Annotated in this window: 20 protein-coding genes and 1 rRNA gene; 6 read left to right on the forward strand and 15 right to left on the reverse strand. The window is 70.5% G+C overall.

All coding sequences use genetic code 11. The features are described from left to right. Positions 1 to 6 precede the first annotated feature (6 nt). Both treY and treZ read left to right on the forward strand, forming a co-directional pair. Entirely contained in the window at positions 7 to 2,589 is a 2,583-nt protein-coding gene (treY, locus tag Q0937_RS11395; protein WP_299303652.1) for a malto-oligosyltrehalose synthase, read from the forward strand. After that, positions 2,586 to 4,433: a malto-oligosyltrehalose trehalohydrolase gene (treZ, locus tag Q0937_RS11400; RefSeq protein ID WP_299303654.1), complete on the forward strand. Its 1,848-nt coding sequence runs from the start codon at positions 2,586 to 2,588 to the stop codon at positions 4,431 to 4,433. The genes treY and treZ overlap by 4 nt, the downstream gene beginning before the upstream one ends. A gap of 8 nt (positions 4,434 to 4,441) precedes the next feature. Here the strand turns inward: treZ and zapE are convergent, their stop codons facing one another. Together zapE and Q0937_RS11410 are read right to left on the reverse strand one after the other, a co-directional pair. Then, positions 4,442 to 5,518, reverse strand: a complete 1,077-nt coding sequence (gene zapE / locus Q0937_RS11405) for a cell division protein ZapE (RefSeq protein WP_299303656.1) — start codon at positions 5,516 to 5,518, stop codon at positions 4,442 to 4,444. A 125-nt stretch (positions 5,519 to 5,643) separates the two neighbouring features. Then, complete coding sequence (locus tag Q0937_RS11410; protein WP_299303658.1) at positions 5,644 to 6,999, reverse strand: S9 family peptidase; 1,356 nt, start codon at positions 6,997 to 6,999, stop codon at positions 5,644 to 5,646. 122 nt (positions 7,000 to 7,121) lie between these two features. On the opposite strand from Q0937_RS11410, the gene msrB reads away from it, so the two are divergent. The 3 genes from msrB to Q0937_RS11425 all read left to right on the forward strand — a co-directional run bounded on the left by msrB (position 7,122) and on the right by Q0937_RS11425 (position 9,546). Then, positions 7,122 to 7,574 (forward strand): peptide-methionine (R)-S-oxide reductase MsrB, encoded by a 453-nt coding sequence (gene msrB, locus Q0937_RS11415; protein ID WP_299303660.1) that lies wholly within the window; start codon positions 7,122 to 7,124, stop codon positions 7,572 to 7,574. A gap of 68 nt (positions 7,575 to 7,642) precedes the next feature. Further along, positions 7,643 to 8,314: a DUF3000 domain-containing protein gene (locus Q0937_RS11420; protein ID WP_299303662.1), complete on the forward strand. Its 672-nt coding sequence runs from the start codon at positions 7,643 to 7,645 to the stop codon at positions 8,312 to 8,314. Next, positions 8,311 to 9,546, forward strand: a complete 1,236-nt coding sequence (locus Q0937_RS11425) for a ribonuclease D (RefSeq protein WP_299303665.1) — start codon at positions 8,311 to 8,313, stop codon at positions 9,544 to 9,546. The genes Q0937_RS11420 and Q0937_RS11425 overlap by 4 nt, the downstream gene beginning before the upstream one ends. A gap of 18 nt (positions 9,547 to 9,564) precedes the next feature. Here the strand turns inward: Q0937_RS11425 and Q0937_RS11430 are convergent, their stop codons facing one another. Genes Q0937_RS11430 through Q0937_RS11485 form a run of 12 tightly spaced genes read right to left on the reverse strand, consistent with a single transcriptional unit; the run spans position 9,565 to position 24,883 of the window. After that, positions 9,565 to 10,314 (reverse strand): NUDIX hydrolase, encoded by a 750-nt coding sequence (locus tag Q0937_RS11430; protein ID WP_299303666.1) that lies wholly within the window; start codon positions 10,312 to 10,314, stop codon positions 9,565 to 9,567. A 4-nt stretch (positions 10,315 to 10,318) separates the two neighbouring features. Continuing rightward, entirely contained in the window at positions 10,319 to 12,118 is a 1,800-nt protein-coding gene (locus tag Q0937_RS11435) for a CTP synthase (protein WP_299303668.1), read from the reverse strand. Positions 12,119 to 12,129: 11 nt separating this feature from the next. Continuing rightward, positions 12,130 to 13,287, reverse strand: coding sequence for a glycosyltransferase (locus Q0937_RS11440; RefSeq protein ID WP_299303670.1), 1,158 nt, complete (start codon positions 13,285 to 13,287; stop codon positions 12,130 to 12,132). Next, positions 13,284 to 15,068, reverse strand: a complete 1,785-nt coding sequence (locus Q0937_RS11445) for a murein biosynthesis integral membrane protein MurJ (protein WP_299303671.1) — start codon at positions 15,066 to 15,068, stop codon at positions 13,284 to 13,286. The genes Q0937_RS11440 and Q0937_RS11445 overlap by 4 nt, the downstream gene beginning before the upstream one ends. Further along, positions 15,065 to 15,895: a hypothetical protein gene (locus tag Q0937_RS11450; RefSeq protein WP_299303673.1), complete on the reverse strand. Its 831-nt coding sequence runs from the start codon at positions 15,893 to 15,895 to the stop codon at positions 15,065 to 15,067. The genes Q0937_RS11445 and Q0937_RS11450 overlap by 4 nt, the downstream gene beginning before the upstream one ends. Next, on the reverse strand, positions 15,892 to 16,965 hold the full coding sequence (locus Q0937_RS11455; RefSeq protein WP_299303675.1) for a copper transporter: 1,074 nt from the start codon (positions 16,963 to 16,965) through the stop codon (positions 15,892 to 15,894). The genes Q0937_RS11450 and Q0937_RS11455 overlap by 4 nt, the downstream gene beginning before the upstream one ends. Before the next feature lie 15 nt (positions 16,966 to 16,980). Further along, positions 16,981 to 18,156, reverse strand: a complete 1,176-nt coding sequence (gene steA, locus Q0937_RS11460; RefSeq protein WP_299303677.1) for a putative cytokinetic ring protein SteA — start codon at positions 18,154 to 18,156, stop codon at positions 16,981 to 16,983. Continuing rightward, complete coding sequence (gene recN, locus Q0937_RS11465; protein WP_299303679.1) at positions 18,153 to 19,901, reverse strand: DNA repair protein RecN; 1,749 nt, start codon at positions 19,899 to 19,901, stop codon at positions 18,153 to 18,155. Before recN ends, steA begins: the two co-directional genes overlap by 4 nt. Before the next feature lie 17 nt (positions 19,902 to 19,918). Further along, positions 19,919 to 20,863, reverse strand: a complete 945-nt coding sequence (locus Q0937_RS11470; RefSeq protein ID WP_299303680.1) for an NAD kinase — start codon at positions 20,861 to 20,863, stop codon at positions 19,919 to 19,921. Positions 20,864 to 20,868: 5 nt separating this feature from the next. Next, positions 20,869 to 21,714 carry a TlyA family RNA methyltransferase gene (locus tag Q0937_RS11475; protein ID WP_299303682.1) on the reverse strand — a complete coding sequence of 282 codons (846 nt, stop codon included), beginning with the start codon at positions 21,712 to 21,714 and terminating at the stop codon, positions 20,869 to 20,871. Then, the gene (locus Q0937_RS11480; RefSeq protein WP_299303684.1) at positions 21,711 to 22,727 is read right to left on the reverse strand and encodes an HAD-IIA family hydrolase; all 1,017 of its coding nucleotides are present in this window, start codon (positions 22,725 to 22,727) and stop codon (positions 21,711 to 21,713) included. The genes Q0937_RS11475 and Q0937_RS11480 overlap by 4 nt, the downstream gene beginning before the upstream one ends. Continuing rightward, on the reverse strand, positions 22,724 to 24,883 hold the full coding sequence (locus tag Q0937_RS11485) for a hypothetical protein (protein ID WP_299303686.1): 2,160 nt from the start codon (positions 24,881 to 24,883) through the stop codon (positions 22,724 to 22,726). The genes Q0937_RS11480 and Q0937_RS11485 overlap by 4 nt, the downstream gene beginning before the upstream one ends. Positions 24,884 to 25,113: 230 nt before the next feature. On the opposite strand from Q0937_RS11485, the gene Q0937_RS11490 reads away from it, so the two are divergent. Further along, positions 25,114 to 25,767 (forward strand): glycoside hydrolase family 3 C-terminal domain-containing protein, encoded by a 654-nt coding sequence (locus tag Q0937_RS11490; protein ID WP_299303708.1) that lies wholly within the window; start codon positions 25,114 to 25,116, stop codon positions 25,765 to 25,767. A gap of 239 nt (positions 25,768 to 26,006) precedes the next feature. Here the strand turns inward: Q0937_RS11490 and rrf are convergent. After that, positions 26,007 to 26,123: ribosomal RNA gene (gene rrf, locus Q0937_RS11495) — 5S ribosomal RNA — on the reverse strand. Between the last annotated feature and the right edge of the window lie 162 nt (positions 26,124 to 26,285).

Genomic DNA, 26,285 nt, shown 5'->3' on the forward strand with positions numbered 1-26,285 from the left:
CGACCCGTGAGCACCGACACCGTTCCTCGTCCCGCCGCCCGGAGGCCTGAGGCCGCGACCACGACCGGCGCCCTGCGCGCCCTCCGGCCCGTGCCGACCTCCACCTACCGCCTGCAGCTGCATGAGGGATTCACCGCTGACGACGCCGCCGCCGTGGTCCCGTATCTGGCCCGGCTCGGGGTAGGACACCTGTTCTGCTCCCCCGTGCTGCAGGCCGCTCCTGGCTCCGCCCACGGCTATGACGTGGTCGACCATTCCCGGATCAGCGAGGAGATCGGCGGGGAGGAGGCGCTGCGCCGGCTTGCCGACTCCGCGCACGCCCACGGGATGGGGCTGATCGTCGACGTGGTGCCCAACCACATGGCGATCCCGACCCCGATCTGGCACAACCGCGCCCTGTGGTCGGTGCTACGGGACGGGCCCCGCTCCCCCTTCGCCGACTGGTTCGACCTGGACCCCTCGGCCGAGCTCTCCATCCTGGTGCCCGTGCTCGGCAGGACGATCGGGGCGGTCCTGGCCGACGGGGAGATCACCGTGGGTCCCGAAGAGATCCCCCAGGCCGACGGCACCACGGCCGTGGAGACCGTGGTGCGCTACTTCGACCATGTCCTCCCTGTCGCCGCCGGCACCGAGCACCTGGGCCTGGCCGATCTGCTCGAGCGGCAGTGGTACCGCCTGGCGTACTGGAAGGTCTCCGATGAGGAGCTGAACTACCGCCGCTTCTTCGATGTGGACACCCTCGCCGGGCTCCAGGTGGAGCTGCCGCATGTGTTCGAGGCGACCCATGCGACGCTGCTGCGCCTGCAGGGAGAAGGCGTGATCGACGGCTACCGCATCGATCATCCCGATGGCCTGGCCGATCCTCGCGGCTACCTCCGAGATCTCGAGAGCGCCACCGGCGGTGCCTGGACCGTCGTCGAGAAGATCCTCGAGGGCGAGGAGCAGCTGCCCGGGGACTTCCCCTGCGCGGGGACGACCGGCTACGACGCCCTCTGGCGGGTGGGAGGGCTCTTCCATGACCCCCATGGTGCGATCGGGCTGACGCATCTGTGGCAGCGGCGCACCGGGGACCTGCGCCCCTTCGAGGAGGTCGCCGAGGAGTCGACGGACCTGATCGTCTCCACCAGCCTGTGGGCGGAGGTCGAACGGCTGACCACCCTGATCCACCGCATCTGCCAGGAGGACATCCGCCTGCGCGACACCACCCGTCGCAACCTGCAGAAGGTGATCGTCGCGCTGCTCGGCTCGATGGACCGCTACCGTGCCTACATCGTCCCCGGCGAGCCGGCCCCCGGCTCCGAACGGGCAGTCCTCGAGCAGGCGGCGGCACGGGCGCGGCAACGGCTCGGTGAGGACGAAGACGTGGTGACCACCCTGGAGACGGTGCTCGCGATGGTGTGCGGGGACGAGGTGGGCAGCGCCGGCCGCACGCGCAGCGCCGAGCGGGACGAGGTGGTGGTGCGCTTCGCACAGACCTGCGGCCCGGTCCACGCCAAGGGGCTCGAGGACACCGCCTTCTATCGCTACACCCGCTTCCTCCCGGTCAATGAGGTCGGCGCGGACCCGGACCGGATCGGGGTCGAACCGGACCAGCTGCATGATCATGCGCTGTCGATGGTCCTCCACCGCCCCGATGCGATGACCACCCTGTCCACGCATGACACCAAGCGCAGCGAGGACGTCCGTGCTCGGCTCGCGGTGCTCACCGAGCAGCCGCTGGAATGGGCGCTGGTGGTGCAGGACCTCGACCGGGCCACCGCCGAGCACCGCGGGGACCGGGTCGACGGGGCGATCGAGCTGCTGCTCTGGCAGACCCTCGCCGGCTGCTGGGAGCTTCCCGGGTCGTCGGCCGCGCCGCTGAGTGCGGAGCGGCTCGAGGGCTATCTGCTCAAGGCCATGCGGGAGGCGAAGAGCTTCACCACCTGGACCGAGCAGGATGCGGACTACGAGCAGCAGGTGCTGACCCTGGGACGTGCGGCCCTGGAATCCGCTGAGGTGCAGCGCATCCTCACCGACTGGACACGCCGCACCGCCGCCGCACAGCGCAGCGCGATCCTCGGGCAGAAGCTGGTGCAGCTGACGATGCCCGGCGTGCCGGATGTGTACCAGGGCAATGAGTCGATCGATCTCTCCCTCGTGGATCCGGACAACCGGCGCCCCGTGGACCACGCCCTCCATGAGGAGCGGCTGGCACGTATGATCGACGGGGCCGGGCCCGACGGGATCGCCGACGAGAAGCTCTGGCTCACCCACCGTGCGCTGGTGCTCCGCAGGGCGCGCCCCGAACTCTTCCAGGGACGGGACGCGAGCTATCGCCCGCTGCCGACCACCACCGGACATGCAGTCGCCTTCGGTCGCGCGGTCGAGGAGGGGGAGGTCGAGGTCGTCACCGTCGTCACCCGTCTCGCCCATGGACTCGCCCAACGCGGCGGCTGGGGAGACAGCTGGATCGCGCTGCCGCCCGGACGCTGGCGGGATGCGCTCAGCGGCGCCGAGTTCGACGGCGGTCAGGTGACCCTCGGCGCACTGCTCGACGCCTGGCCCGTCGCACTGCTGGTGCGCACCGCAGGAATGGAGGATTCCCGATGACCGACCGCTCCGTGACCCCACCGACCACGCCGACCTCCCCGACATCCCCGACCTCCCCGACTTCGCTGACCCCACCGGAACCCCGCCGCTACGACCGCTACGAGCTGTGGGCTCCCGCCGCCCAGGAGGTGGAGGTGCGGATCGACGGCGCCGTCCACCCGATGAGCCGCACCCGGGACGGCTGGTTCGCGCTGCCCGGGGTAGCCGCTGTGCCGGGTGCCCGCTATGCCTTCCGCCTCGATCAGGACGAGCTGTGGCTGCCCGATCCGCGGTCCCTGTCCCAGGCGGACGGCGTGCATGGCGACAGCGAGGTCATCGACCCCCGATCCCTGCGCTCTGCGACCTCCTGGGAAGGTCGCAGCCTGCGCGGACGCGTGCTCTACGAGCTCCATGTCGGCACCTTCACCTCCGGGCCGGACGGGCGCGGAGGCACTTTCGACTCCGCCATCGAGCGGCTCGACGCACTGGTCGAGCTGGGCGTCGATGCGATCGAGCTGCTGCCGGTGGCGACCTTCCCCGGCGATCGCGGCTGGGGCTATGACGGAGTGGGCCTCTACGCGGTCCATGCCGCCTATGGCGGGCACGCCGGACTGGCCCGATTCGTCGAGGCCGCACATTCGCGAGGGCTGGCGGTGCTGCTCGATGTGGTCCACAACCATCTGGGTCCCTCCGGGAACTACCTGGGCAGGTTCGGCCCCTACTTCACCGACCAGCACGAGACCCCGTGGGGCGAGGCGGTCAACCTCGACCAGCCCGGCTCCCGCCAGGTGCGCGATTTCCTGCTGGGCAGCGTCCGGCAGTGGCTCGTGGACGTGGGCCTGGACGGGCTGCGGCTGGACGCGGTCCACGAGCTGCAGGACGACTCCCCTCAGCACTTCCTGGCCGAGCTCGCCGGGGCGGTCGCCGTCTGGGAGGCGGAGACCGGCCGTGAGCTGACGCTGATCGCGGAGTCGGACCGCAATGACCCGGCCACGGTCACCCCCACCGCCGCCGGTGGCCTCGGCATGGACATGCAGTGGGCCGATGATGTCCACCACGGGGTCCACGCCTGGATCACGGGCGAGCGAGCAGGCTATTACGGAGACTTCGGAAGCGCCCGGACGCTCGCCGCCGTGCTGCAGCGGGTCTTCCTCCACGCAGGCACCTTCTCCACGTTCCGCGACTCGGTATGGGGGGCTGCCGTCGATCCGGCATCCTCCGACTACGACGCCCACTCCTTCGTGACCTTCCTGCAGAATCATGACCAGGTGGGCAACCGTGCGAGCGGCGATCGCATCCACCACGGCATCGACCCCGCGCAGCAGGCCGCAGCGATCGCCCTGATCCTGCTGGGACCGGGCACCCCGATGCTGTTCCAGGGCGAGGAATGGGCGGCCTCGACACCGTTCACCTACTTCACCGACCACGACGACGAGCTGGGCGAGCTGGTGAGCACCGGGCGGGTCGCGGAGTTCGCCGCCATGGGCTGGGCCGAGCAGGTCCCCGACCCGCAGTCCCGAGCGACCTTCGAGTCCTCGATGCTGCGCTGGGAGGAACGGGACCAGGGCAGCCATGCCCAGATGCTCCAGTGGTATCGCGCGGTGATCTCCCTGCGTCGGGAGCAGGCGGACCTCCATGATCCGGATCTTCGCCGCACCAGGGTCGAGGTGCTCTCCGAGGAGACCGTGCTGCTGCATCGCGGTGAGCTCTCCGTGCTCGCCCATCGGGGGCCGGGCCCGCTGGAGGTGGACCTCCGTGCCGCCGAGGTGCTCGCCTCCTTCGGCGATCTGACACAAGCACCGGACGGCAGGCTCTCGATGCCCGGCCCCGGCGCCGTGGTGATGCGTCCCCTCGCCGCCGGCTGAGGAGCGGATCAGGAAGCGGCGTCGGAGCTGCCTGTGCGGAGCAGCTGCGCGCCATCGTTCGCCAGCGAGGCGAGTCGCGAGAGCGAGCGCAGATACTTCTTGCGGTAGCCGCTGCGCAGCAGCTCCGCGGAGAACAGATCATCGAACACCCGAGGCGCGCCGTCCCCGCTGCGCTCGCCGCCGCTCGCCTCGAGGGCGACGAGTGACGGCACCTCCCTGTCGTAGAGCCGGTCCACCAGGACCACGAAGCGCAGGGCATCATGATGGCGGGTGAGCCCGTGCACGCCGGTGAGGTGGACGGAGGAGACCTCATCGATCAGAGCGCCGTAGCGCGAGGGGTGCACCGTACTCAGGTGCGCCAGCAACGGGTCGAAGGCGTCCAGTGTCGCCTCCGGGGTGGACTCGGCGTGCTCAGCCACCTCCGCTTCGGGGAGGGCGCAGATCTCACTGACCCCATCACGCCGCCGGTAGTCCTCACCATCGATCCGCAGCACCTGGAACCGCTCGGCCATGGCCTGGATCTCCCGGAGGAAATCCTGGGCGGCGAATCGTCCCTCGCCGAGCGCATCGGGGAGGGTGTTGGAGGTGGCGACGATGGCGACGCCGCGGTCGGAGAGCTCCCGGATCAGACGGGTCATCAGCAGCGTGTCCCCGGGATCGTCGAGCTCGAACTCGTCGATGCACACCAGCTGCGACTCGCCCAGCAGGTCGACCGCCTTCTGGAACCCGAGAGCCCCCACCAGATCGGTGTATTCCACGAAGGTGCCGTAGACGCGCGCCCCTTCGACCGCATGGAACAGAGAGGTGAGCAGGTGGGTCTTGCCGACGCCGAAGCCGCCGTCGAGGTAGATGCCGAGCGCGGGCTCCGGCTTCCGGCGCAGACGGGACAGGAAGCCGCCGCGCGGCCGTCCGAGCTCGGCGGCGAAGGCGGTGATGCGCTGCTTGGCCTCCTCCTGGGAGGGAAACGCAGGATCCGGGACGTAGTTCTCCAGCCGCGCCCGGGCGAACCGCGGCGGCGGCACCAGATCTGCGAGCAGGCGCTCGAGGGAGGGCGCAGGCCGGCGGTCGCTCAATGCATCGGTCACGCCGGTCAGTGTAGGGGGCGGGGCCCCTCGCCCGCCGACTCTGCCCGCCCGGCACCGGCGAGCGATGAGCGGGACCACAGTGCCACCCGGTCCGGGAGTGGCCAGGCTCCCGCCCGCCGGCGACGTCAGAGCCGGAGCCCGATCGATCCTTCGAGAGCAGGTGCGGCGGGGGCGCGCACAGGCACCTCGACCCTGCCCACGGACTCCTCCAGCCCCAGCGTCTGCACCAGGTAGTCCGCGAGCAGCCGTTCATAGCGAGCCGGGTCGCGATTCCATTCCCGGGTGTGCGAGGCGCCCTCGAAGGGGACGAACTCGATGAGGTCCGGGCGCAGCGCAGCCAGCTGCCGGCTGGGCTCCGGCGGAACCGTCTCGTCGTCGAGGGCGTGGAAGAGCAGCGTGGGATGAGTGAGGTGCTCGGCGTAGAAAGGGGGTGTCATCTCATGCAGTGCGAGCGGCTCATGCAGGCGCACCATCCGGGCACCGATCTGGGAGGTCATCATCCACAGGGCGAGCTGCCGCATGGGGGCGGGGGCCTTGAGAGAGGTCGCGTGGTGGACCAGGATGTCCTGCCAGTCCACTGCCGGGGAGTCGAGCACCAGCGCGGCGATGCGGTCTCGATGCGCGGAGCGCACGGAGGCGCGCAGTGCGATGCCACCGCCCATCGACCATCCCACCAGCACGATCCGTCGTGCCCCCTGTGCCAGTGCATAGTCGATCGCGGCCTCGGTGTCCTCCCACTCGGCGGCTCCCAGATGGTGCATGCGGTCCGCGGAGGACGGCGCGCCGACGTCGTTGCGATAGGTGATCGTGAGGCTGGTGAGCCCCAGCCTGTGCAGCAGTGGGATCACGCGCAGCGCCTCACCGCGCGCGGAGCCGTGCCCATGGATGAGGATCGCCCAGGTGTTCTCGTTGCCCCCGGCAGAGCCGTCTGCTGCCTCGGGTCGCACCAGCCACGCGGGCATGTGCCCCACCGGCGAGTCGATCTCGACCTCCTCGGTGGGCAGGCCGTGAGCGGTCTGCGGGGTCCCGGCCCAGAAGAAGCCGTTGCTCGCGGCTCGGTCGACCTCGAGCGGCTCGGCCGTGTCGTCGGCCCATCGCGGGCGGGAGACGGTGGTGGGCGTCGGCCGGCCGTCGACCGGTCCCAGCCGCACGTGGACGGTGCCGCCGCCCTGGCGGAGCGCGAGCACCCCTCCGCGGCGAGCGGCCTTGGTGTCGTCCAGATGGACCCGATCCGGGTAGACCGCACGCACAGCCACGTCCCGGCGGCCGCGCAAGGTCTCACGGGGCACCAGCGGCAGCCTCGCCATCACCCGCGCCCCCACCGTGAGCAGACCTCCGCTGAGCGCGAACATCGAGGCTGCGCCGACGGCCCCATATGCCGCGACTTCCGGCCATCGCGCCTGGTCAGGACGAGGCGGACGGGGCAAGTAGCGGACGATCGAGCCGGTCGTCCGGCGGGAACGGGAAAGGTCACGCGTCATACCGCGCATCCTATCGGCGGGCTAGGATCGAGACTGTGAACGCCTCGTTCATCATCCTGCTTGAGCGATCGCCAGCTCGTCTGAGCGGCGCCCACGGGCGTCGCAGAATCGGAGGCCTCCAGATGTCCACCGACCCCATCGGCACCCGTCCGTACCCGATCTCCGTCAGCGATCTCGAGTGGCGAGAGCGCCTCTCTCCCGGCGAGTACCAGGTACTCCGTCAGGGCGGCACCGAACGCCCCGGGACCGGTGAGTACGAGGAGGTCCGCTCGGCGGGCACCTATGCCTGCAAGGGCTGCGGCGCCGAGCTGTTCACCGCCACCACCCAGTTCGACGCCCACTGCGGCTGGCCCGCCTTCTACGCCCCCACGGACTCCGACGCCGTGGAGCTGATCGAGGACACCTCCCTGGGGATGCGGCGCATCGAGGTGCGCTGTGCCGGTTGCGGCTCCCACCTCGGTCACGTCTTCGAGGGCGAGGGCTTCCCGACCCCGACGGACCAGCGGTACTGCATCAACTCGATAAGCCTGGTCCACAGCGACGACGCGAGCCCGAGCGACGCCCGCCCCGCGTGACCCTGCCGGGCGGGATGAGCTCGGCGCGCCTGCCGGATGCGAGGTCACCCCACGGATAGCCTCCCTCCGTGTCCGTCCATCGAATCCGCTCCAGCGATGACACCTTCCGTGCCGCCATCGACGCCATGACCGACGCTCCTCAGCGGTCGGAGTTCAGCTGGCGCACCATCCCCGCCCCGTCGCGGATGGCTCCTTCGACCTGGGCCTGCACCGGGGAGATCCTGGTGCACGACGACGAGCTCGCCTCCGGTCGCCTGGTGATCCTCCATGACCCGGCCGGGCAGGAGTCCTGGGACGGCACCTATCGGATGGTCGCCCTGGTCCAGGCTCAGCTCGAACCCGAGTTCGCGGTCGAGGCGATGCTCGGTGACGTGGCGTGGTCCTGGGTCACCGAGTCTCTGGAGCTCCACGAGGCCGAATCCCGGGAGCTGGGCTGCACCGCCACCCGGGTGGTCTCCCAGTCCTACGGAGCGCTCGCCTCACGCGCCTCCACCGTGGACGTCGAGATGCGGGTGTCCTGGACTCCCGAGCCGCTGGCCGCGACGGCCGACTCCGGTGCACAGCAGAGCTCCGGGCCGGAGGATCCGCCGGCGATCGATCTGGTGCCCCACTTCGCCGCCTGGACCGCGATGCTCGCCGCCGCCGGTGGACTCCCCCCTGCGCCGCCGCGCATCGCCCCGATCGCACCCACCCACCATGCGAGGGCCCCGCGTCCTGAGGAAGCCGGTGAGGTGCGGTGACGGACTCCCCTGTGCTCCAGGATCTGAAGGCGCCGCGCGACGGACTCATGCCGGTGATCGACCGCATCCAGCCGCTGCTGGCCTGGTGCGAGGCCGCCGCCACCGCTCCCGACGAACCGGTCTCGGTCGATGCCGAGCGGGCCTCGAGCTATCGCTACAGCTCTCGGGCGTACCTGGTCCAGCTGCGCACCGACGCGGCAGGCACCGCGCTGATCGATCCGCTCGCCTTCCCGATGCCCGGGACCCTGATCTCCCTGCTGGGCAGTCGGGAATGGGTGCTGCATGCGGCGGGCCAGGATCTTCCGAGCCTCGCAGAGCTGGGTCTGCACCCGGCGTCGCTCTTCGACACCGAGCTCGCCGCCCGGCTGCTGGGGATGGAGCGGGTGGGTCTCGGCGCGGTCGTCGAGGACACCCTGGGGCTGCATCTGGCCAAGGAGCACTCCGCGGCTGACTGGTCCCGGCGTCCCCTGCCGGAGGGGTGGCTGAGCTATGCCGCCCTCGACGTGGAGGTGCTCGTGGAGGTCCGTGACGTCCTGGTCGAGCGGCTGCGCGCGGCGGGCAAGGAGGACTGGGCGCGACAGGAGTTCGAGCACGAGCGCACCCGCGTGCACGGGCCCACCCGTTCCTCCAGCTGGCGGGGCCTGCACGGTCTGGGTGGTCTTCGCACCACCCGTCAGCTCGCTGCGGCCCGTGAGATGTGGAGCCGTCGCGATCAGATCGCGAGCGCCGAGGACCTCTCCCCCCACCGGGTGATCAAGGATCGGGACATCGTCGCGGCAGCGAAGGAGGCACCCCGGGGCCGGGAGGCCTTCGATCGTGCCCTGCCCGCGAAGCTGCGCCGCAAGGACACCTGGTGGCAAGCGGCTCGCACCGGGGTCGAGCTGCCTCCCGCCCACCTGCCCGAGCGCAGCGAACGCTCCTATCCCCCACCCCACAAGCTGTGGTCCAAGAAGTATCCGGAGGTCGCCGAGCGCTACCAGCTGGTGCGCACCGCGGTCGGCGAACGGGCCGAGGATCTCGAGATGCCGCCGGAGAACCTGCTCCAGCCCGCGCTGCTGCGCCAGTGGGTGTGGGAGCACGAGCAGACACCGCCCGAGGCCGAGGTCGCCGAGCAGCTCGCAGCACTCGGCGCCCGGCCGTGGCAGGTCGAACAGGCAGCCCCGGTGATCCACCGGGCACTCACCGAGCAGGACCCGCCCACCGAGCAGGACCGGCCCACCGAGCAGGCCTGACGCCGAGCCGGTCCGGGTTCAGTCCCGCCCGGGACGCTCCATGAACGGAGCATCAGCAGCACGCAGCGTCACCGCTGCCCCGCCGGTGCCGGCACCGCGCAGAACCTGCAGGGCGAGCAGCGCGGAGACCGTGGTGCCGTTGGTGATCCGCCCCTCGAGCACCGCAGACACGGCCTCGGACAGCGGCACCCAACGGCTGATCAGCTCGGCCTCCTCATGGGTGCGTTCGAAGTCCTCGGAGCTGGCCCGCACACCCGAGGCGAGATACACGCGGATCACTTCGTCGTTGCCTCCGGGGCTGGGACGCAGATCCACGAGGGTCTGCATCCGTCCGGGTTCATAGCCGGTCTCTTCGGCGAGTTCCCGCGCGGCGGCGATATGCGGTGGCTCCCCCTCCAGGTCGAGCAGGCCGGCAGGGATCTCCCAGAGGCTGTGGCCCACCGGATGCCGGTACTGCCGGATCATCAGCACCTGGTCCTGGTCGTCGACGGCGAGCACGGCCACCGCACCGGTGTGCCAGACGTACTCGCGGTCGAAGCGCACGCCGTCGGCGAAGTCGATGGTGTCCCGCACCAGGTCCCACACCATGCCCTTGTGCAGACGGTGGTGAGCCGCGACCGGACGCCGGTCGGGCAGATCCCGCAGAGGCGGCTCTGTGCGTTCTTCCGCAGCGACCTCCTCGCCGATGGTGTGCTCGTCGGTGACGTTCTCGCCGGTGGAGTACTGAACGGGACCGTCCCCAGCAATGCCTGTGCTCCGGTCAGTCATCTGCTCATTCCTCCGCGGTCGTGTCGTCGAGGTCCTGGCCCGCATCGGCCGGATCCGGGGTGACCTCCAGCAGCCGGGTCGCCTTCTGCAGCTCGACCGCGGCACCGATCAGCCCCGCGAACAGCGGGTGGGCACGGGTGGGACGGGACTTGAGCTCCGGGTGCGCCTGGGTGCCGATATAGAAGGGGTGCACCTCGGGGTCGAGTTCGACGAACTCGACCAGACTGTGCCCGGTCTCGAGCAGCGAGGTTCCCGAGATCCGCAGCCCGGCCTGCTCGAGCGGTTCGCGATAGGCATTGCCGACCTCGAAGCGGTGGCGGTGCCGTTCGGACACCGTGGTGGTGCCATAGGTGCGGGCTGCGAGCGAGCCCTCGACCAGCGTGTGCTCGTAGGAGCCCAGACGCATCGTGCCGCCCAGGTCGCCCTGTCCGGAGACGATCGCGGCCTGCTCGGCCATGGTGGCGATCACCGGGTGAGCGGTGCCCGGATCGAACTCGGTGGAGTGCGCATCTGCCAGGGCGAGCTCGTGACGGGCGTATTCGATGACCATCGACTGCATCCCCAGGCACAGCCCCAGCGCAGGGATGCCGCGGGTGCGCGCGTGATGGAGCGCGCCGATCTTGCCGTCGACCCCACGTACCCCGAACCCTCCGGGCACCACGATCGCGTCGACCTCCTTGAGCTGCTCCGCTGCCCCGTCAGGGCTGGTGCAGAGGTCGGACTCGACCCAGCGCAGGTTCACCTTCGTGCGGTGATGGAAGCCGCCGGCCCGCAGCGCCTCGGTGACCGAGAGGTAGGCGTCCGGCAGGTCGACGTACTTTCCGACCAGGGCGACGCTGACCTCGTAGTCGGGATGATGGACCCGCTGCAGCAGTTCCTCCCACTGCGTCCAGTCCACGTCGTGGCTGAGCAGGTCCAGGCGGCGGATGGCATAGGCATCCAGCCCCTCCCCGTGCAGCACTCGCGGGATCTCGTAGATCGACGAGGCATCGGCACAGGTGACCACGGCATCGAGGTCGACATCGCACATCGAGGAGATCTTCGTCTTCACCGAGGCAGGCAGCTCGCGGTCGCTGCGCAGCACGATCGCATCGGGCTGGATGCCGATCGATCGCAGCGCCGCCACGGAATGCTGGGTGGGCTTGGTCTTCAGCTCCCTGGACGGGCCGATGAACGGCACGAGCGAGACATGCACGAAGAACACGCTGTCCCGGCCCACGTCCTGACGTACCTGGCGTGCCGCCTCGAGGAACGGCTGGGACTCGATGTCGCCGACGGTCCCGCCGATCTCGGTGATGATCACATCGATGTCGTCTCCCGCCTGGGAGCGCATCGACACCTTGATCGCGTCGGTGATGTGCGGGATCACCTGGACCGTGTCGCCGAGGTACTCACCTCGGCGTTCCTTCGCGATCACCGTGGAGTAGACCTGGCCGGTCGTGATGTTCGAGTTCGCGGTGAGGTTCTCGTCGAGGAACCGCTCGTAGTGTCCGATGTCCAGATCGGTCTCGGCACCGTCCTCGGTGACGAACACCTCACCGTGCTGGAAGGGGTTCATGGTGCCCGGGTCCACGTTGAGATACGGGTCGAGCTTCTGCATCGTCACGCGCAGTCCGCGACTGCGCAGCAGCATCCCGAGCGACGATGCCGTCAGCCCCTTGCCGAGGCTCGAGACGACGCCGCCGGTCACGAAGATGTGCTTGGTGGTGCCGAAGTTTCGGAAGGGCTTGGCCGCTGCGGCCGCCCCCTGTCGTTGAAGAGGGCTGTTGTCAGACTGGGGGGCGCGCGCGCTGGTAGCTTCCACGGACCGCCAATCTACCAGTGGCGAGGGCCCGGCGCGAGCACCTCGTCGAGCTGGGCGAGCAGGTCCTCGGCGGTGGGGAGCTCGAGCGCACGGCGGCGGGCGGCCTGTTCCGCAGCCCTGCGCAGCGCGGGGTCCTGCAGCCTGGTGATCGCGGCGGCGAGGGAGGCGGGATCACCGACCGGGACCAGGTGGGCGGCGTCCGCAGTGACCCAGCGGGTGCCTCCAGCGTCCGTGGCGACGATCGCCCGGCCCGCCCTCAGCGCCTCCTGGAGCGAGACCGGCTGCCCCTCCCAGCGCGCCGCGGAGACCAGCAGATCGCAGGCGGACAGCAGGGCCGGGACGTCGCTTCGCCGCCCGAGCAGCTCGACAGGGAGCAGCTCGGCATGGATCCGCGCGCTCAGCTCCGACTCCAGCGGACCGTCTCCAGCAATCTGGATCCGCACCGATGCGCCGTCTCGCAGCAGGGCGGCGGCGTCCAGCAGATCGTGCAGTCCCTTCTGCGGTGCGAGGCGGGCGATCACCAGGATCTCGAGGCGTCTCCTGCCCTCGTCGTCGCTCCCCCCTGGTACGGCGGCGGCCTCGACGGCGCCGACAGCGGGGTCGACCGTGCCGGCAACGGCCTCGACGGTGCCGGCAGCGGCCTCGACGGCACCGGCAGCGGAATCATCGGTGCCGGCGCCGACGTCAGGACCTGGCACCGGTGCGGAGACGTCCGACACCGGTGCGGGAATGATGGCGTGCCGTACCTCTCGGGCTCCCGCTCGTCTGGCGGTGTCGGCGAGGTCAGGAGAGACGGAGAGCACCGTGTCCGCCCGTCGGGCGAGCAGCCGCAGGAGGAGCGCGCCGACGACGCGGGACGGGAGGGCGCCGACGGTGCGGTTGTGGAGCGTGACGACCAGACGATGGCGTCGCAGTCCCCACATCGCGACGGAGGCCAGTGCACCGGCTCGCAACCCATGGGCATGGACCGTCACCGCGGCGGGCGCGGTGCTCAGGATCCGCCGCAGCGTCCCCACCGTGCGCAGATCCTCGACCGGATCCGGTCGCTCCCGGATCCGCACCGGTGCCTCGCGGACCTCTCGGCCGGCAGCGATCAGCAGCGCCAGCTCCTGATCGACGTGCGCGGCGAGGCCACCGCTCGCCGTCGGGCGCACCAGCAGGATCGTCACCGGGCCGACCTCACCACGCCGAGGCGTCCTCCCCGCACGCGGCGCAGCACCCTCCGGGTCAGCTCCGGATCTGCCGCGGCCATCGCCGCGGTCGCGATCACGCCGGCGATCAGACCGCAGAAGATGCCGATCAGCACGGCTCCCACCTCCCCCACGTCGGTGGTCACGAGCTGCCGTGCGAGCAGCAGGCCGGGGACCCCGCCGCCCAGCAGCGCGACCGGGACCATCAGGGCGGTGCGCCGCACCGGGATCAGATGCCCTCCGTGCTCAAGCACATCCGCGATTCGGGCCAGGCCCACCAGCCCGGCCAGCGCCATGCCCACAGCCATCGAGAGCCCGAAGGCGGTCGATGCCTCGGCCGCGGAGCGCTCAGGACTGGGCAGCACGATGATCAGGATCACCGCACCGGCGATCAACCAGCCGACCGAGCCGACCAGCAGCGCGTCCCGAGCACGCAGAGCGGCGGCGAGTATGCGTGTGCACTGGATGGAGACGGCGAAGCCCACCAGACCGAGCGAGAGCCCCGCGGTGGTGGAGCCGACTCCGGTGGCCCCGGCTCTGTCGATCTGGCGGAAGAACTGCTCGAGCGCGGGCCCGGCGGCCAGCAGCATCGCAGCACCGATCACGGAGACCGCCATGACGGTGCGCACAGAGGCGGCCGCGACCTTGGCGAAGCCGGAGCGGTCACCCACCAGGCGCAGCTCGGACAGGTGCGGGAACACCGAGGTGACCAGGGGCACCACGAGTATGGCGTAGGGCAGGAGGTAGAGGGCCTGGGCGTACTGGAAGACCGGCAGGGTTCCCACGCCGCCGGCTCGCATCGCGAGCACCATCACCAGTGCGAGGACCAGCTGCTGCGCGCCGACGGCACCGAGCCCGGCGCCGCCCAGGGCCAGCGCACGCCGGCCGAAGCCGCTCGGCATCCGCAGCGTCGGACGCAGTCGCAGCCCCGACCGGAGCGCGACGATCACCACGGGCAGCGCCATCATCGCCACCCCGGCGGTGGTGCCCCAGCCGAGCCACCACACAGCAGATCTCTCGATGGTCGTGGCCGTGGCGACCGGGGGCACCAGATGGGCGTAGACCCGGTAGGAGATCATCACCGTGATCGAGGACAGCAGCGGCATCATCGCAGGCCAGAGGAACCGCTTGCGTGCCTGCAGATAGGCGGCGAGCACCACGGACAGCCCGTACAGCGGCAGCTGCAGCGCGAAGATCCTGAGCAGCGATGCCCCCAGCGGCACTCCCGCGGCACCGGGCGTCTCCGCGGCCAGCAGCAGCTGGGCCAGCGGGGCGGCGAAGACGATCACGAGCGCCGCCATCAGGGCTGTTCCCAGCAGGGTCCAGGTCAGCAGGCTGGAGACGATGCGGTCGACGAGGGCAATGCCTTCGGCGGTGGTGCGCCCCTGTCCTTCCACGCGCAGCTCTCCGGCCTGCTGAGGGGCCAGGCTCTCCTCGGCACCGACATGATCCTTCGGATCACCCTCCGGGACCAGTCCCGCGATCAACGGCACCACCACTGCGGCGAGCACACCGCCGGCAACGACCTCGAACAGCACGTTGGGGAGCATGTTCGCCGTGGTGTAGGCAGTGCCCACATCCCCCGCACCGACGCTCGCCCCGAACACCAGGTAGCGCACGAAACCCGCGATGCGCGCAAAGACGGTCACCAGCAGGATCACGCCGGCGCCGCGCAGCACCGATCGGGCGATCCCACCTCGTCGGCTGGTCCCCCCAGGGGCGGGATGCACAGGGAGGGGCCGCGCAGGGATCGAGTTCATCGCTCCTCCTCAGCGGCCGCGGCCGGATCCGCAGCCGCGCCCTCAGCCGGCAGATCTGTCGGCGCCGGCAGCCGGCCCAGCCGGTCCAGCCGGCGCAGCGGTACGGTGGAGTCGATCACGGCGCTGAAGCTGACCTTCTCACTGGCGAGGGTCAGCGCCACCACCGCTGCCAGCAGCGAGAGCCTGGCCGGCGGGCGCAGCAGCCTGGTCGCGGCGCTCCCCACAGCCGCGCCGAGCACGTTCGCGCCGGCGTCTCCGAGCATCCCGCGTTCACGGAGATCGGCCGGCAGCGCCAGCAGTCCGGGCAGCAGGGCGGCCAGCGCGAGCCGGCTTCCGGTGCGGGCCCGGTCGGTCTCTGCCGGGACGAGCAGCAGCAGGGCGGCGGAGGGGAGCACACCCTTCAGCGCCCGTCCGGGCCGCAGATCCAGCAGATTCACGAGGTTGGCGCAGCCGGCGACCAACGCCGCATCGGCCAGGATCATCGCCCCTCCCCGAGAGGCGGGGGCGGTCAGCGCTCCGGTCAGGGAGAGCAACGGGATCCCGAGCGCCTTGGCGGCGCCGGTGGTCAGGTGACCCTCCAGCAGCGAGCCGAGATGGCCGCGCAGGCCTTTGGAGACGGGCCGTCCCGCCCGGCGCTGCCGAGGTTCGAGCAGGTCATCGATCAACCCCAGGGCGCCGATGCCGGCCAGGAGGCAGGGATCCACGCGGCGACCGGTGCGCAGGGACAGCGTGACGACACCGCCGATCACCAGCGCCCCCTCGGCCAGGCTCACCTCACGGCCGGCGAAGTTCGTGCGTCGCAGCTCATCGCGCAGTGCGCCGATCATCCCTCTCCCCCGCCATCGGAAGGCTGCGTGCCGGTCTCCGCGGCGCCGCCATCCCCTCCCTGCTCAGCAGCCTGTTCCTCCAGCCCGCGAGTCTCCGGTAGAGCGGGCAGCCGGTCCTCGGCATCGCCCGTGGTGCCATAGGCCCCGCTGCCGCCTCGGGTCTGCTCGATCAGGGCGAGCACGGACAGCAGCGGGCCGTCCGCCTCCTGGAGCCGATCGGTGGTCGAGAGGGCGTCGAAGCCGGAGTCGCCGCGCACCGTACGCAGCACGCCGTTCGAGGCGTCGTTGCCGGGGGTGGCAGCGGAGACCACCGCGGGAAGACCTGTGCGATCCAGCTCCTCGAGCAGAGTGTTCTGGGAGGCGAGCAGGCCCTGTGCGCGTTCCGCCGCGACCTGTTCGTCCTCGCTCTCGTCGGCGAGCTCTTCGGGGGCGGCGCTGGCATAGATCACGCCGTCGACCGCCACCGGTGCCTCACCATCGACGGTGACCAGGTCGTGGTCGATCAGCACCTGCCACAGCTGGGTGCGCAGCTCGGGGGAGAGCCCTCCCTCAGCATCTCCGCGCAGCAGCGTGGGGATCATGGCGGAGAGCAGTGCGCTGTCGGTCAGCGCCGCTTCGGAACCCTCTGCGAGCACCGCCGGGGCGATCGAGCCGACCGTCTGCAGCGCCTGCGCGCGGGTCTGCTCCGCATCGGGCGCCCAGAGGGCGGGGCGCAGGGTGATCTGCACGGTCGCCCCGACTCCGGCCTCGTCCAGCAGGGTCACGATGCGCTCGGTGCCGGGTCGAGTCGAGCTGTCGTCGGTCAGCACGGCCACCTGCTTCCCCTCAAGGGTACCGGCGACCAGATCAGGGCCCAGCTCGGCGATGAACGTCGCCAGCTGGTCATGCTTCGCCGAGAGCTCCTCGGTATCGCCGCGCAGCTGCTCCTGCTCGGTGCGCAGCTGCTCGACCTGGCCGGCGAGCTGGTCGCCGAGGTTCTCGCGCAGCGGGCCGGCACCGAGCACGATGCCGACCGCCAGTGCCAGGAACACGGAGATCAGGGAGACGAGGTGGTAACGGAAATCAATCACGGGGTCGAGACCCTCCTACGACCCGGTGGCCCGGGGTGAGAACAGCAAGGTGAACCAGGACAGGATCCCATCCAGGCGGGCGCCGAGGATCTGGACCAGCGCCTGCCCGCCGGGGGTCGCCCAGAGCGCGACCGCGAGTGCGGCGAGCCCGGCCAGTGCGAGCAGCACCAGCTGGAAGGTGGAGATCCTCTGACGGTACAGGCGGGAGACGCCCTTGGCGTCCACCAGCTTGGACCCGATGCGCAGCCGGGTCAGGAAGGTCGAGCTCATCCCGGCGCGTCCCTTGTCCAGGAACTCCTCCAGGGTGCCATGGGTGCCGACGGCCACGATCACCGAGGCCCCCTTCTCATCGGCCAGCAGCATGGCGATGTCCTCGCTGGTGCCGGAGGCCGGGAACGAGATCGCCTCCCGGTCCAGGCCCAGCTCTTCCAGCCGCTCCATCCCGGGAGCGCGGCCATCACGGTAGGCATGGACCACGAGCTCGGAACCGCTGCGCAGGGCACGATCGGAGACCGAGTCCATGTCGCCGATGATCATGTCCGCGTGGAAGCCGGCATCGATCACGGCATCCGCGCCGCCGTCGACGCCGATGATGATCGGCCGATTCTCGCGGAGGAAGGGCTTGAGCGTGGCCAGGTCCTCCTTGTAGTGGTAGCCGCGCACCACGATGAGCACGTGTCGCCCGTCCATGCGGGTGCGCACCTCGGGCGCACCGATGCCGTCCAGCAGCAGATCCCGCTCCTGCAGCATGTATTCCATGGTGTTCTGGGCGAACAGCTCGAGCTGCTCGGACAATCCCTCGCGCGCGATCTCGAGGGAGGCGGTCACGCTCTCATCGTCCTGCCAGGTGCCGGCGGAGATCGTGGCCCCGTCGAGCTGCACCTCCCCGTCCACGACGGTGATCGTCTGTCCGTCACGGACCCCTTCGAACACCGATTCACCGAAGCTGTCGACCAGGACGATGCCCGCATCGATCAGGATCCTAGGGCCGGCGTTGGGGTATCGACCGGAGGTCGACGCGGCGACGTTGAGCACCGCGGCCGGCTTCCGTTCGACCAGTGCCTCGGCGGCGACACGGTCGATGTCCTCGTGGTCGATGATCGCGATGTCGCCGGGCCGGAGCCGCTTGGTGAGGTCCTTGGTGCGCTTGCCGAGGCGGGCGGTCCCGGTCACCGGGCGGGCAGCGCTCATCGCCGCGCCGCCTGCGGGGCGTCATCGGCGATCGCGACCGCTCGGGCCTCGTCCAGGAGCTCCTCGGCATGGGCGAGCGCGAGGTCGGAGGCGTCGTCGCCGGCGAGCATCCGTGCCAGCTCCCGAATCCGTGCCGGCTTGTCCAGATGCTCGACCGTGGAGCTGGTGGTGCCGTCGGTGGAGGACTTCACGATCTGCAGGTGGGTGCCGGCATGGGCTGCGACCTGCGGAAGATGGGTGACCACGATGACCTGGGCATGGCGGGCCAGCCGGGCCAGCCGCTGCCCGACCGCCAGGGCGGCGCGGCCGCCGATGCCCGCGTCGATCTCGTCGAAGACGAACACCGGTGCCGCGCTGCGATCGTTCCGGGAGGAGGACAGTGCCACCTCGAGGGCGAGCATCACCCTGGAGAGCTCACCGCCGGAGGCGGCCTGGCCGACGGGCAGGTGATCGGCGCCCGGATGCGGGGCCAGCAGGATCGCGACGGCGTCGCAGCCGTGGGAGCGGTGGCTCTGCGCAGCCACCTCCACCCGGATATCGGCATCGGGCATCTCGAGATGCCGCAGCTCCTCCTGCACCGCAGCGGACAGCGCGGAGGCCGCGGTGAGGCGGGCCGCAGTGAGTGCCGCCGCAGTCTCGGAGAGCTCGGCCTCGAGGGCCTCGAGACGGCCGAGGGTCCCGGCCCGTTCCTCTTCGGCACCCTCGTAGCGATCGAGGGCGATCGCGGCGGTGCGCGAGGTCGCCAGCAGCGCGGTGATGTCCTCGGCAGGGCCGTCGGGGCCCGGCAGCATCGCGCCGAGATCCCGGACCAGCAGGGTCAGCTCGTGGAGACGCTCATTGGCCTCCTCGATCCTGCTCGGCGAGCCGTCGATGCTGTCCGCGTAGCGGGAGATCTCCGCAGCGACATCCGAGAGTTCGATGCGCACGGCATCCAGGCGCTCGACCAGCGGCTCCAGGGTGGTGTCGGTGCGGGCAGCGCGTCCCAGGCTCTCGGCGGCCAGGGCCAGCAGCGGCGCGGCGGCGGGACCGTCGTCATCGCCCACCAGGGCCAGCGCCGCCTGCCCGGCGGCGCCACGCAGCTCCTCCGCGTTGGCGAGCCGCTCGATCTCGGAGCGCAGATCCTCGTCCTCGCCCTCGATCGGATCGGACTGCTCGAGCCGCTCGAGAGCCTGCCGCAGGGCAGCGCCCCGCCGGTCCCGTTCGGACAGCAGCTCGTCGAGCTCGGCCAGTCGCTCGCTGAGGACGGAGCGCTCGCGCCAGATCTCGCGGTGGCGGGCCAGCAGCGGTCCGACCTCGGTGTGGGCGAAGCGGTCCAGTGCGTCGCGCTGTGCCTCGGGATCGCGCAGGCGCTGCTGATCGGACTGGCCGTGCACCGTGACCGCGGTGCCGACGAGACGTGCGAGGGTGCCGATCGGGACCGGGACCCCTCCGATCTGAGCACGGGAACGGCCGTCGCGGGTGACTCGACGCACCACCAGCACCTCGCCGTCCTCCTCCTCCGCTCCCAGCTCGTCGAGCGCGGCGGCGAGCTCGGTGTGACCGACGAGGGAGAGGGTGCCGTCGACGGTGCTGGAACCGCGGGTGCGACCTCGGTCCAGACGCTCGCCGAGCAGCATGGTCAGACCGGTGACGATCATCGTCTTGCCTGCGCCGGTCTCACCGGTCAGAGCGGTGAACCCGGGCCCGAAATCGAGCATGGCATCGTCGATCACACCGATATGGCGGATACGCAGGGTCGACAGCATGGCGGCGCCTCCCGGGCTCAGCGGGTGCGGGGGCTGCGGCCCCGCCAGCCCACCACCGGCAGCTGGAACTTCTCGACGAGCCGGTCCGCGAAAGGTGTCGGGGCCAGCCGCGCCAGGCGCACGTACCGGTCGGACAGCCTTGCCTCGATGCGCATCCCGGCGGTGATGTCCTCGGTGCGTCGGCCGTCGAGGGTGAGGATGCCGTCCTCGCGGTTGTCGAGCGTCATCTCGATCGCTGCCTCGGAAGAACGTCCCAGCACCAGCGGACGGGCGAACAGGGCATGCGCGGCCAGCGGGATCAGCATCATCGCGTCGACCTCCGGCCAGATCACCGGCCCGCCGGCGCTGAAGGCGTAAGCGGTCGAGCCGGTGGAGGTCGACAGCAGCACGCCGTCGGCACCGAAGGAGGAGACCGGGCGGCCATCGATCTCGATGGCGACGTTGATCATCTTCTGACGGTCGGCCTTCTCGAGGGAGGCTTCGTTCAGAGCCCAGTGGTGGGCGACCGGCTCATCTTCGGCATCCAGGACCGCGATGTCGAGAGTCGAGCGCTTCTCGATGTCGTAGTCTCCGTCCAGCAGCCGGGCGACCGTGATCGAGAGATCCTCGACCTCGCTCTCGGCGAGGAAGCCGACATGGCCGAGGTTCACGCCGTGGACGGGGATATCCGCCTCGCGCACGGTCTCGAGGGCACGCAGGATGGTTCCGTCGCCGCCGAGCACGATCCCGAGCTCGACGAGATCTTCGGCCGAGACGGAGTCGAGCACGTCGACCGCGCCGTTGGTGAGGAAGGTCAGCAGCCGCGGGGGTGCCATGTCCTCGGGCAGGGCGAGGATCTCTTCGATCTGCTGCTCGACGACGATCGCGCGCACGCCGCGCACCCGGAGCTCCTCGAGCACCGAGAGCATCGCGCGCAGCGCGGCTCGACGGCCCGTGTGGACGTAGAGGAGGAACCGTCGCATCTGGGTCAGTCCTCCTTGCTGGGGTGCTGGTCGTGGCGTCGCCGCGGACGGTTCCCGCGCACGGCCGACTCGATCATGTCACAGGCCCCGGCATCCAGCGTGAACGCCGTGCCGTGAGGAAGCAGATGCAGGAAGTACTCCCGGTTGCCGTCCTGTCCCGGCAGCGTGCTGGGGCCGACGGCCGCCATGGAGAGCCCGGATCCGGCGGCCGATTCCGCGACCTCGCGCACGGCCCGCACCCGCTCCGCCTGATCGCTCACGACTCCGGACTTCGGCAGCGCCGCTCGTCCCACCTCGAACTGCGGCTTCACCATCAGCAGCAGCTGCCCGTCCGATCGGACCACGGAGCCGAGGGCCGCGAGGACGGTGCGCAGGGAGATGAAGGAGAGGTCCGCGACCAGGAGGTCGACGCTCGTTCCCAGCAGAGCGGGATCGAGATCGCGCACGCTGGTGCCGTCCAGGACGCTGACGCGAGAATCCTCACGCACATGATCGGCGAGCTGGTCGTGACCGATGTCGACGGCGATCACCGAGGCTGCACCCCGGCGCAGCAGCACATCGGTGAACCCCCCGGTGGAGGCCCCCGCGTCCAGACAGCTCAGACCAGCCGGGTCCAGGCCGAGCGCATCGAGGGCCCCGGAGAGCTTGTGCGCGGCCCGGGAGGCGTACTCGACCCCGTCAGGGACATCGACGACAGCGAGCTCGGCCTCGGCCGCGACCGCGGTGGAGGGACGGGTGACCGTGCGGCCGTCGAGCCTCGCGCGACCCTCCTCGATGATGCGTCGGGCATGGGTGCGGGACCGCGCGAGGCCGGCAGTGAGCAGCGCGACGTCGAGTCGGTCGCCGCTCACCGGTCCGTGGGCTGCACAGCCGCACCGTGCTGGTCGCGGAGCACGCCGCGCCAGACCTGCTCGGCACTGTGGTTCGACAGCAGCGCCAGCACCGCCCGCAGCAGCCGCGGATCCTCGATCTCTCCGTGCACCTCGATGTCGCCCCCGCGCCAGAGGGCGCGGACCGCTCCGCAGCGGGCGGTCTCGCCATCGACGACAGGCAGCGGGAAGGGTGCGGCCAGCTCCTCGAGGTCCGCCAGGATGAAGGTGGGGCGGCGCACCGGCTCAGCGCGCAGCGCGGACTCGATCCCGTCCACCCCGGTGAGCACCAGCAGGGAGTCCATCCCTGCGCGCACTGCTCCTTCGATGTCGGTGTCCAGCCGGTCGCCGATGATCAGGGGGCGCTTGGCGCCATGGTCCCGGGCGGCGACCTCGAACATGCCGGGCTCAGGCTTGCCGGCGACCGCGGGCTCGACCCCGGTGGCGTGCCGAAGCGCGGCCACCATCGCACCGTTGCCGGGCGCCAGCCCGCGCTCGGTGGGCAGGGTCGCGTCGATGTTGGTGGCCATCCAGAAGGCGCCGTGCCTGATCGCATAGGCACCTTCGGCCAGCAGCGGCCAGTCCAGGTCCGGGGACCAGCCCTGGACCACGGCGACGACGTCCTCGCTGTCCGTCTCCACCGGCTCGAGGCCGACCTCACGGATCTGGGCGGCGAGGCTGGGACCGCCGACGATCAGCACCTTCGACCCTGCCTCGAGACGGTCCGCGAGCAGACGGGAGGCCACCTGAGGTGAGGTCACGAACTCCTCGGGCCGGGCCGCGACACCGACCACCGCGAGGTGGTCCGCGGCCTGCTGCGGAGTGCGGGAGGCGTTGTTCGTCGCGAAGACGACGGTGGTTCCGGCGGCGCGCGCGATCTCCACCGCCTCGGCGGCGTGCGGGATCGGCTGGGCGCCGTGCATCAGCGTCCCGTCGAGGTCCAGCAGCAGTGCATCGTAGAGATCCAGCAGCGAAGGATCGGGCCGACGGATCATGCCGACTCCTCCGATCCCTGCGTCTCCTCGCTCTGCTCCCCTGCGTCCTGAGGTGCCTCGGGCAGCTCATCGGACGGTGCGGGCTCGGCCGCGTCGGCGGGCTCTTCGGTGACCTCGCCCGAGCCGTCCGCGGGCAGCTCGTCCTCATCGTCGGAGCCGTTCTCGCCCTCGACGAAGCTGTTCTCGCCCTCGACGTCGACGTCATCAGCATCAGCATCAGCATCAGCATCAGCATCAGCATCAGCATCAGCATCAGCATCAGCATCAGCATCAGGGTCGTAGGCGTCCAGGACCGAGATCTGCTCGTCGTCGGCCCAGGTGGGCTCCTCCGCCGGCTGCGGAGCCGGGCGGCCCAGGCGTTCGGCGGCGTCGGTCACGCCCTCGGAGTCGGCGTCTGCAGCCAGCGTGAGCCAGCGCTTGGCCTCGTCGGGACGGCCCGCGCGTTCGAGGAGATCGGCATAGGCGACCCACAGCCTCACCTGCCAGCGTCCCTCGACCTTGTGCCGCAGCGCGGGGATCTCGAGCGTGCGCAGTGCCGTCTCGATGTCACCCGTATCCGCATAGGCACCGGCCACGACGATGATCAGCTCGATCGAGGCGTTGACCCCGAGGCTGGAGGCATCCTCCGAGGAGGCGATGTCCAGAGCGCGCTCGGGCCTGCCGAGTCCGCGCTCCGAGTCCGCGATCATCGGCAGCACATCGGTGCGTCCGGTGATGCGCAGCGACGTGCGCAGCTCGCGCGACGCGGTGCGGTAGTCGCCGGCGCGGTAGGCGATGATGCCGTGAGCCTCTCGCACCGCGCCGACGCGGCCGCCGAGGCGGGCGGCGAAGCGGGCATGCGCCTGCGCGGTCTCGTTGTCGGACTCCTCCAGGAGGTAGGCCGCGACCATGTGGCGGGAGACCCGCTCTGCGGTCTCCTTGCTCAGCCCGCGCAGCTCCGCCTGGATCTCCTTGCCCAGCTCTCGGCCCGTAATGCTCTCCGGGATGCGGGGCTCGATCGGCCGGTCGGCGCGTGCCTCCTGGCCCGGACGGGTGTTGCGCGAATCGTCGCGGGGTCCGGTGGCGGGCCGGTCGCCGCCGCGGTCGCGTGCACCGCCATGGTCCCGTGCTCCGCCATGGTCCCGTGCTCCGCCATAGCTGCGTGCACTGCTGTGGCCACGTGCACCACCGTGGTCGCTGCGGCCCCGGCTTCCCCGGTCGTCGCGGTCCTCCCGGCGCGGGCGGTCCTCACGCCACGGACGATCCTCACGCTGCGGGCGGTCCTCACGGGGGCGGAAGTCCTTGCGGTCCCGCTTCTCCCAGGGCTTGTCGTCACGGCGACCGCCGGCATCGCCGCGAGCATGCTCAGGACGACCCCCGCTGCGATCCTCACGCGGACGGAAGTCCTTGCGGTCCCGCTTCTCCCACGGCTTGTCCTCACGGCCACCACGGGAGTCCGGACGGGAACCGGTGGGGCGAACGCCGCCACGGTCCTCGCGCGGCCGGTAGTCCTCGCGCGGTCGGTAGTCCTTGCGATCCCGGCTCTCCCAGGGTCGGTCGTCCCGGCCCCCACGAGAATCCGGGCGCGAACCTGCCGGTCGACCGCCACGGTCCTCGCGCGGCCGAGCGTCCCGATCCTCACGGGGGCGGAAGTCCTTGCGGTCCCGCTTCTCCCACGGCTTGTCCTCACGGCCACCACGGGAGTCCGGACGGGAGCCGGTGGGGCGAGCGCCGCCACGGTCCTCGCGCGGCCGGTAGTCCTTGCGATCCCGGTTCTCCCAGGGCTTGTCATCTCGGCTGCCGCGGGAGTCCCGGTTGCCGCGGGAGTCCTGGCTTCCTCGGTAGCCGCCGGAGTCCTCGGAGCGGCGCGGGCGCTGGGACCAGGAGGATCCCCGGTCATCGCGGCGCGGTCCACCGCTGGTGCGGCCGGTCTCGTCGTTGGGGCGATAGGGCCGCTGCCGTGCGGTCCCAGGCGCGTCGCCGACGGAGCGCGGGCGATCCTGACGGGCGCTGCGAGGCCCATCCTTCTCCCAGGACCCCTGGGTCCTGGGTCGTCCGCGTCCGTCGCCTGACGACGAGCGCGCGTTCGGTGTCGTGGAATGTGCGTCGCGCCGCTGGCCGTACCGGCTCTTGTCGCCGTGGCCGCGGTCGCTTCTGTTGTTGCTGTCCTCAGACACCTGGACCGTCCGTCTCTTCGTCTCGCCCTATGTCGTTTTCTCCGGGAAGCCTATGCGACCCCCTGCAGTTGACGCTCCGGTAACGCCCCTATCCGTGACTGCTTTCACCAGGGTCACGAGCGCGCCGTGCCTCGCTGAGGAACCGGTCCCGGACACGCTCCTCCGCACAGAATCGTCATGCCGGTTCACACCGGTGGCCAGACCATGAGCTCCTTGCCCGGCACTTCCAGATCCGCTCCCGCGATGCGGGCGCCCCCACGATCCTCGTCTTGATCCAGGGCGTCTGCGCGGATCTCACCGAGGCGGTGGTGTGGAGTAGCCATACCGGGGCCCGGCAGGGGCCCGCCCTCGCCTCGCTGCTGCTCGGAGCCCAGGAGTTCAGCGGGCACCTGGCCCAGGGCTGGGTGCGCGTGAGCGCCTCGACGGACATCCTTGACTACGACGTGATCGCCTCCGGGGCGACCTATCTCTATGGCCAGTCTGCGCAGTTCGCCTTTGGTCATGGACTCACCCTCGCCCCCGCGCAGTGGACACATCCCACGCTGGAGGCCGACGAGAACGAGATCCACGTGAGCATCACCCTCGAGCGCGATGCGAGGACGCCCGCGCACGAGGTGGTGCAGGTCTATGCGTCAACCGACCCCACCTCATATGTGGGAATCTGCGGTGCCGTTCCGAGGCTGCGCCTGGCCGGTGCCCAGGTGACTGCCGTCCCTGCCGCAGGAGCGGCACGGGTCACGCTCAGCATCCCGTGGAGCCGGCTGCGCTCGTGGTCGGACTCCGAGCAGATGTTCACCGACGTACGACAGGACGTCACGATCCATCTGGCCCGATCCTCTGCATCGATCGTCTACAGTCGCGAGATCGTCGCCCCGACCAGTTGAGCGGGCACCGCCGACGGCGAAGGGACCTGTGCGCCGCTCGGCTCGCAGCGCGTCATCTCAGCGCGGCACAGTGGCACCACCCAGCGCAGCTGTGCCCGCTGGAATACGTCGAATGTGCCCCTTCGCGCGGCGCGGCCGTCCTGCCGTGATCTCGCCGGCCTGTTTTCGGGCATGAAAAAAGGGAGTGGGAGGAGCGAAACCCGCAAGGGTCTCCAGCTCACTCCCACTCCCACAAAGATGTCCGGCGGCGACCTACTCTCCCACACCCTCCCGAGTGCAGTACCATCGGCGCAATCGAGCTTAGCTTCCGGGTTCGAAATGGGACCGGGCGTTTCCTCGACGCTATGACCGCCGTAACACGATGAGACAACCAATCCACCAGAACACCAACCCACCCATAAAGAGCAGCCGACGTTCTGAGGAGTTGTTCCTCGAGAACCGCACAGTGGACGCAAACACGCATAAACAATAAAGAATGTTGTAGTAAGTCATCAGCCATTAGTACCAGTCAGCTCCAC

The organism is uncultured Brachybacterium sp., assembly GCF_947500705.1.
Classification (GTDB): domain Bacteria; phylum Actinomycetota; class Actinomycetes; order Actinomycetales; family Dermabacteraceae; genus Brachybacterium.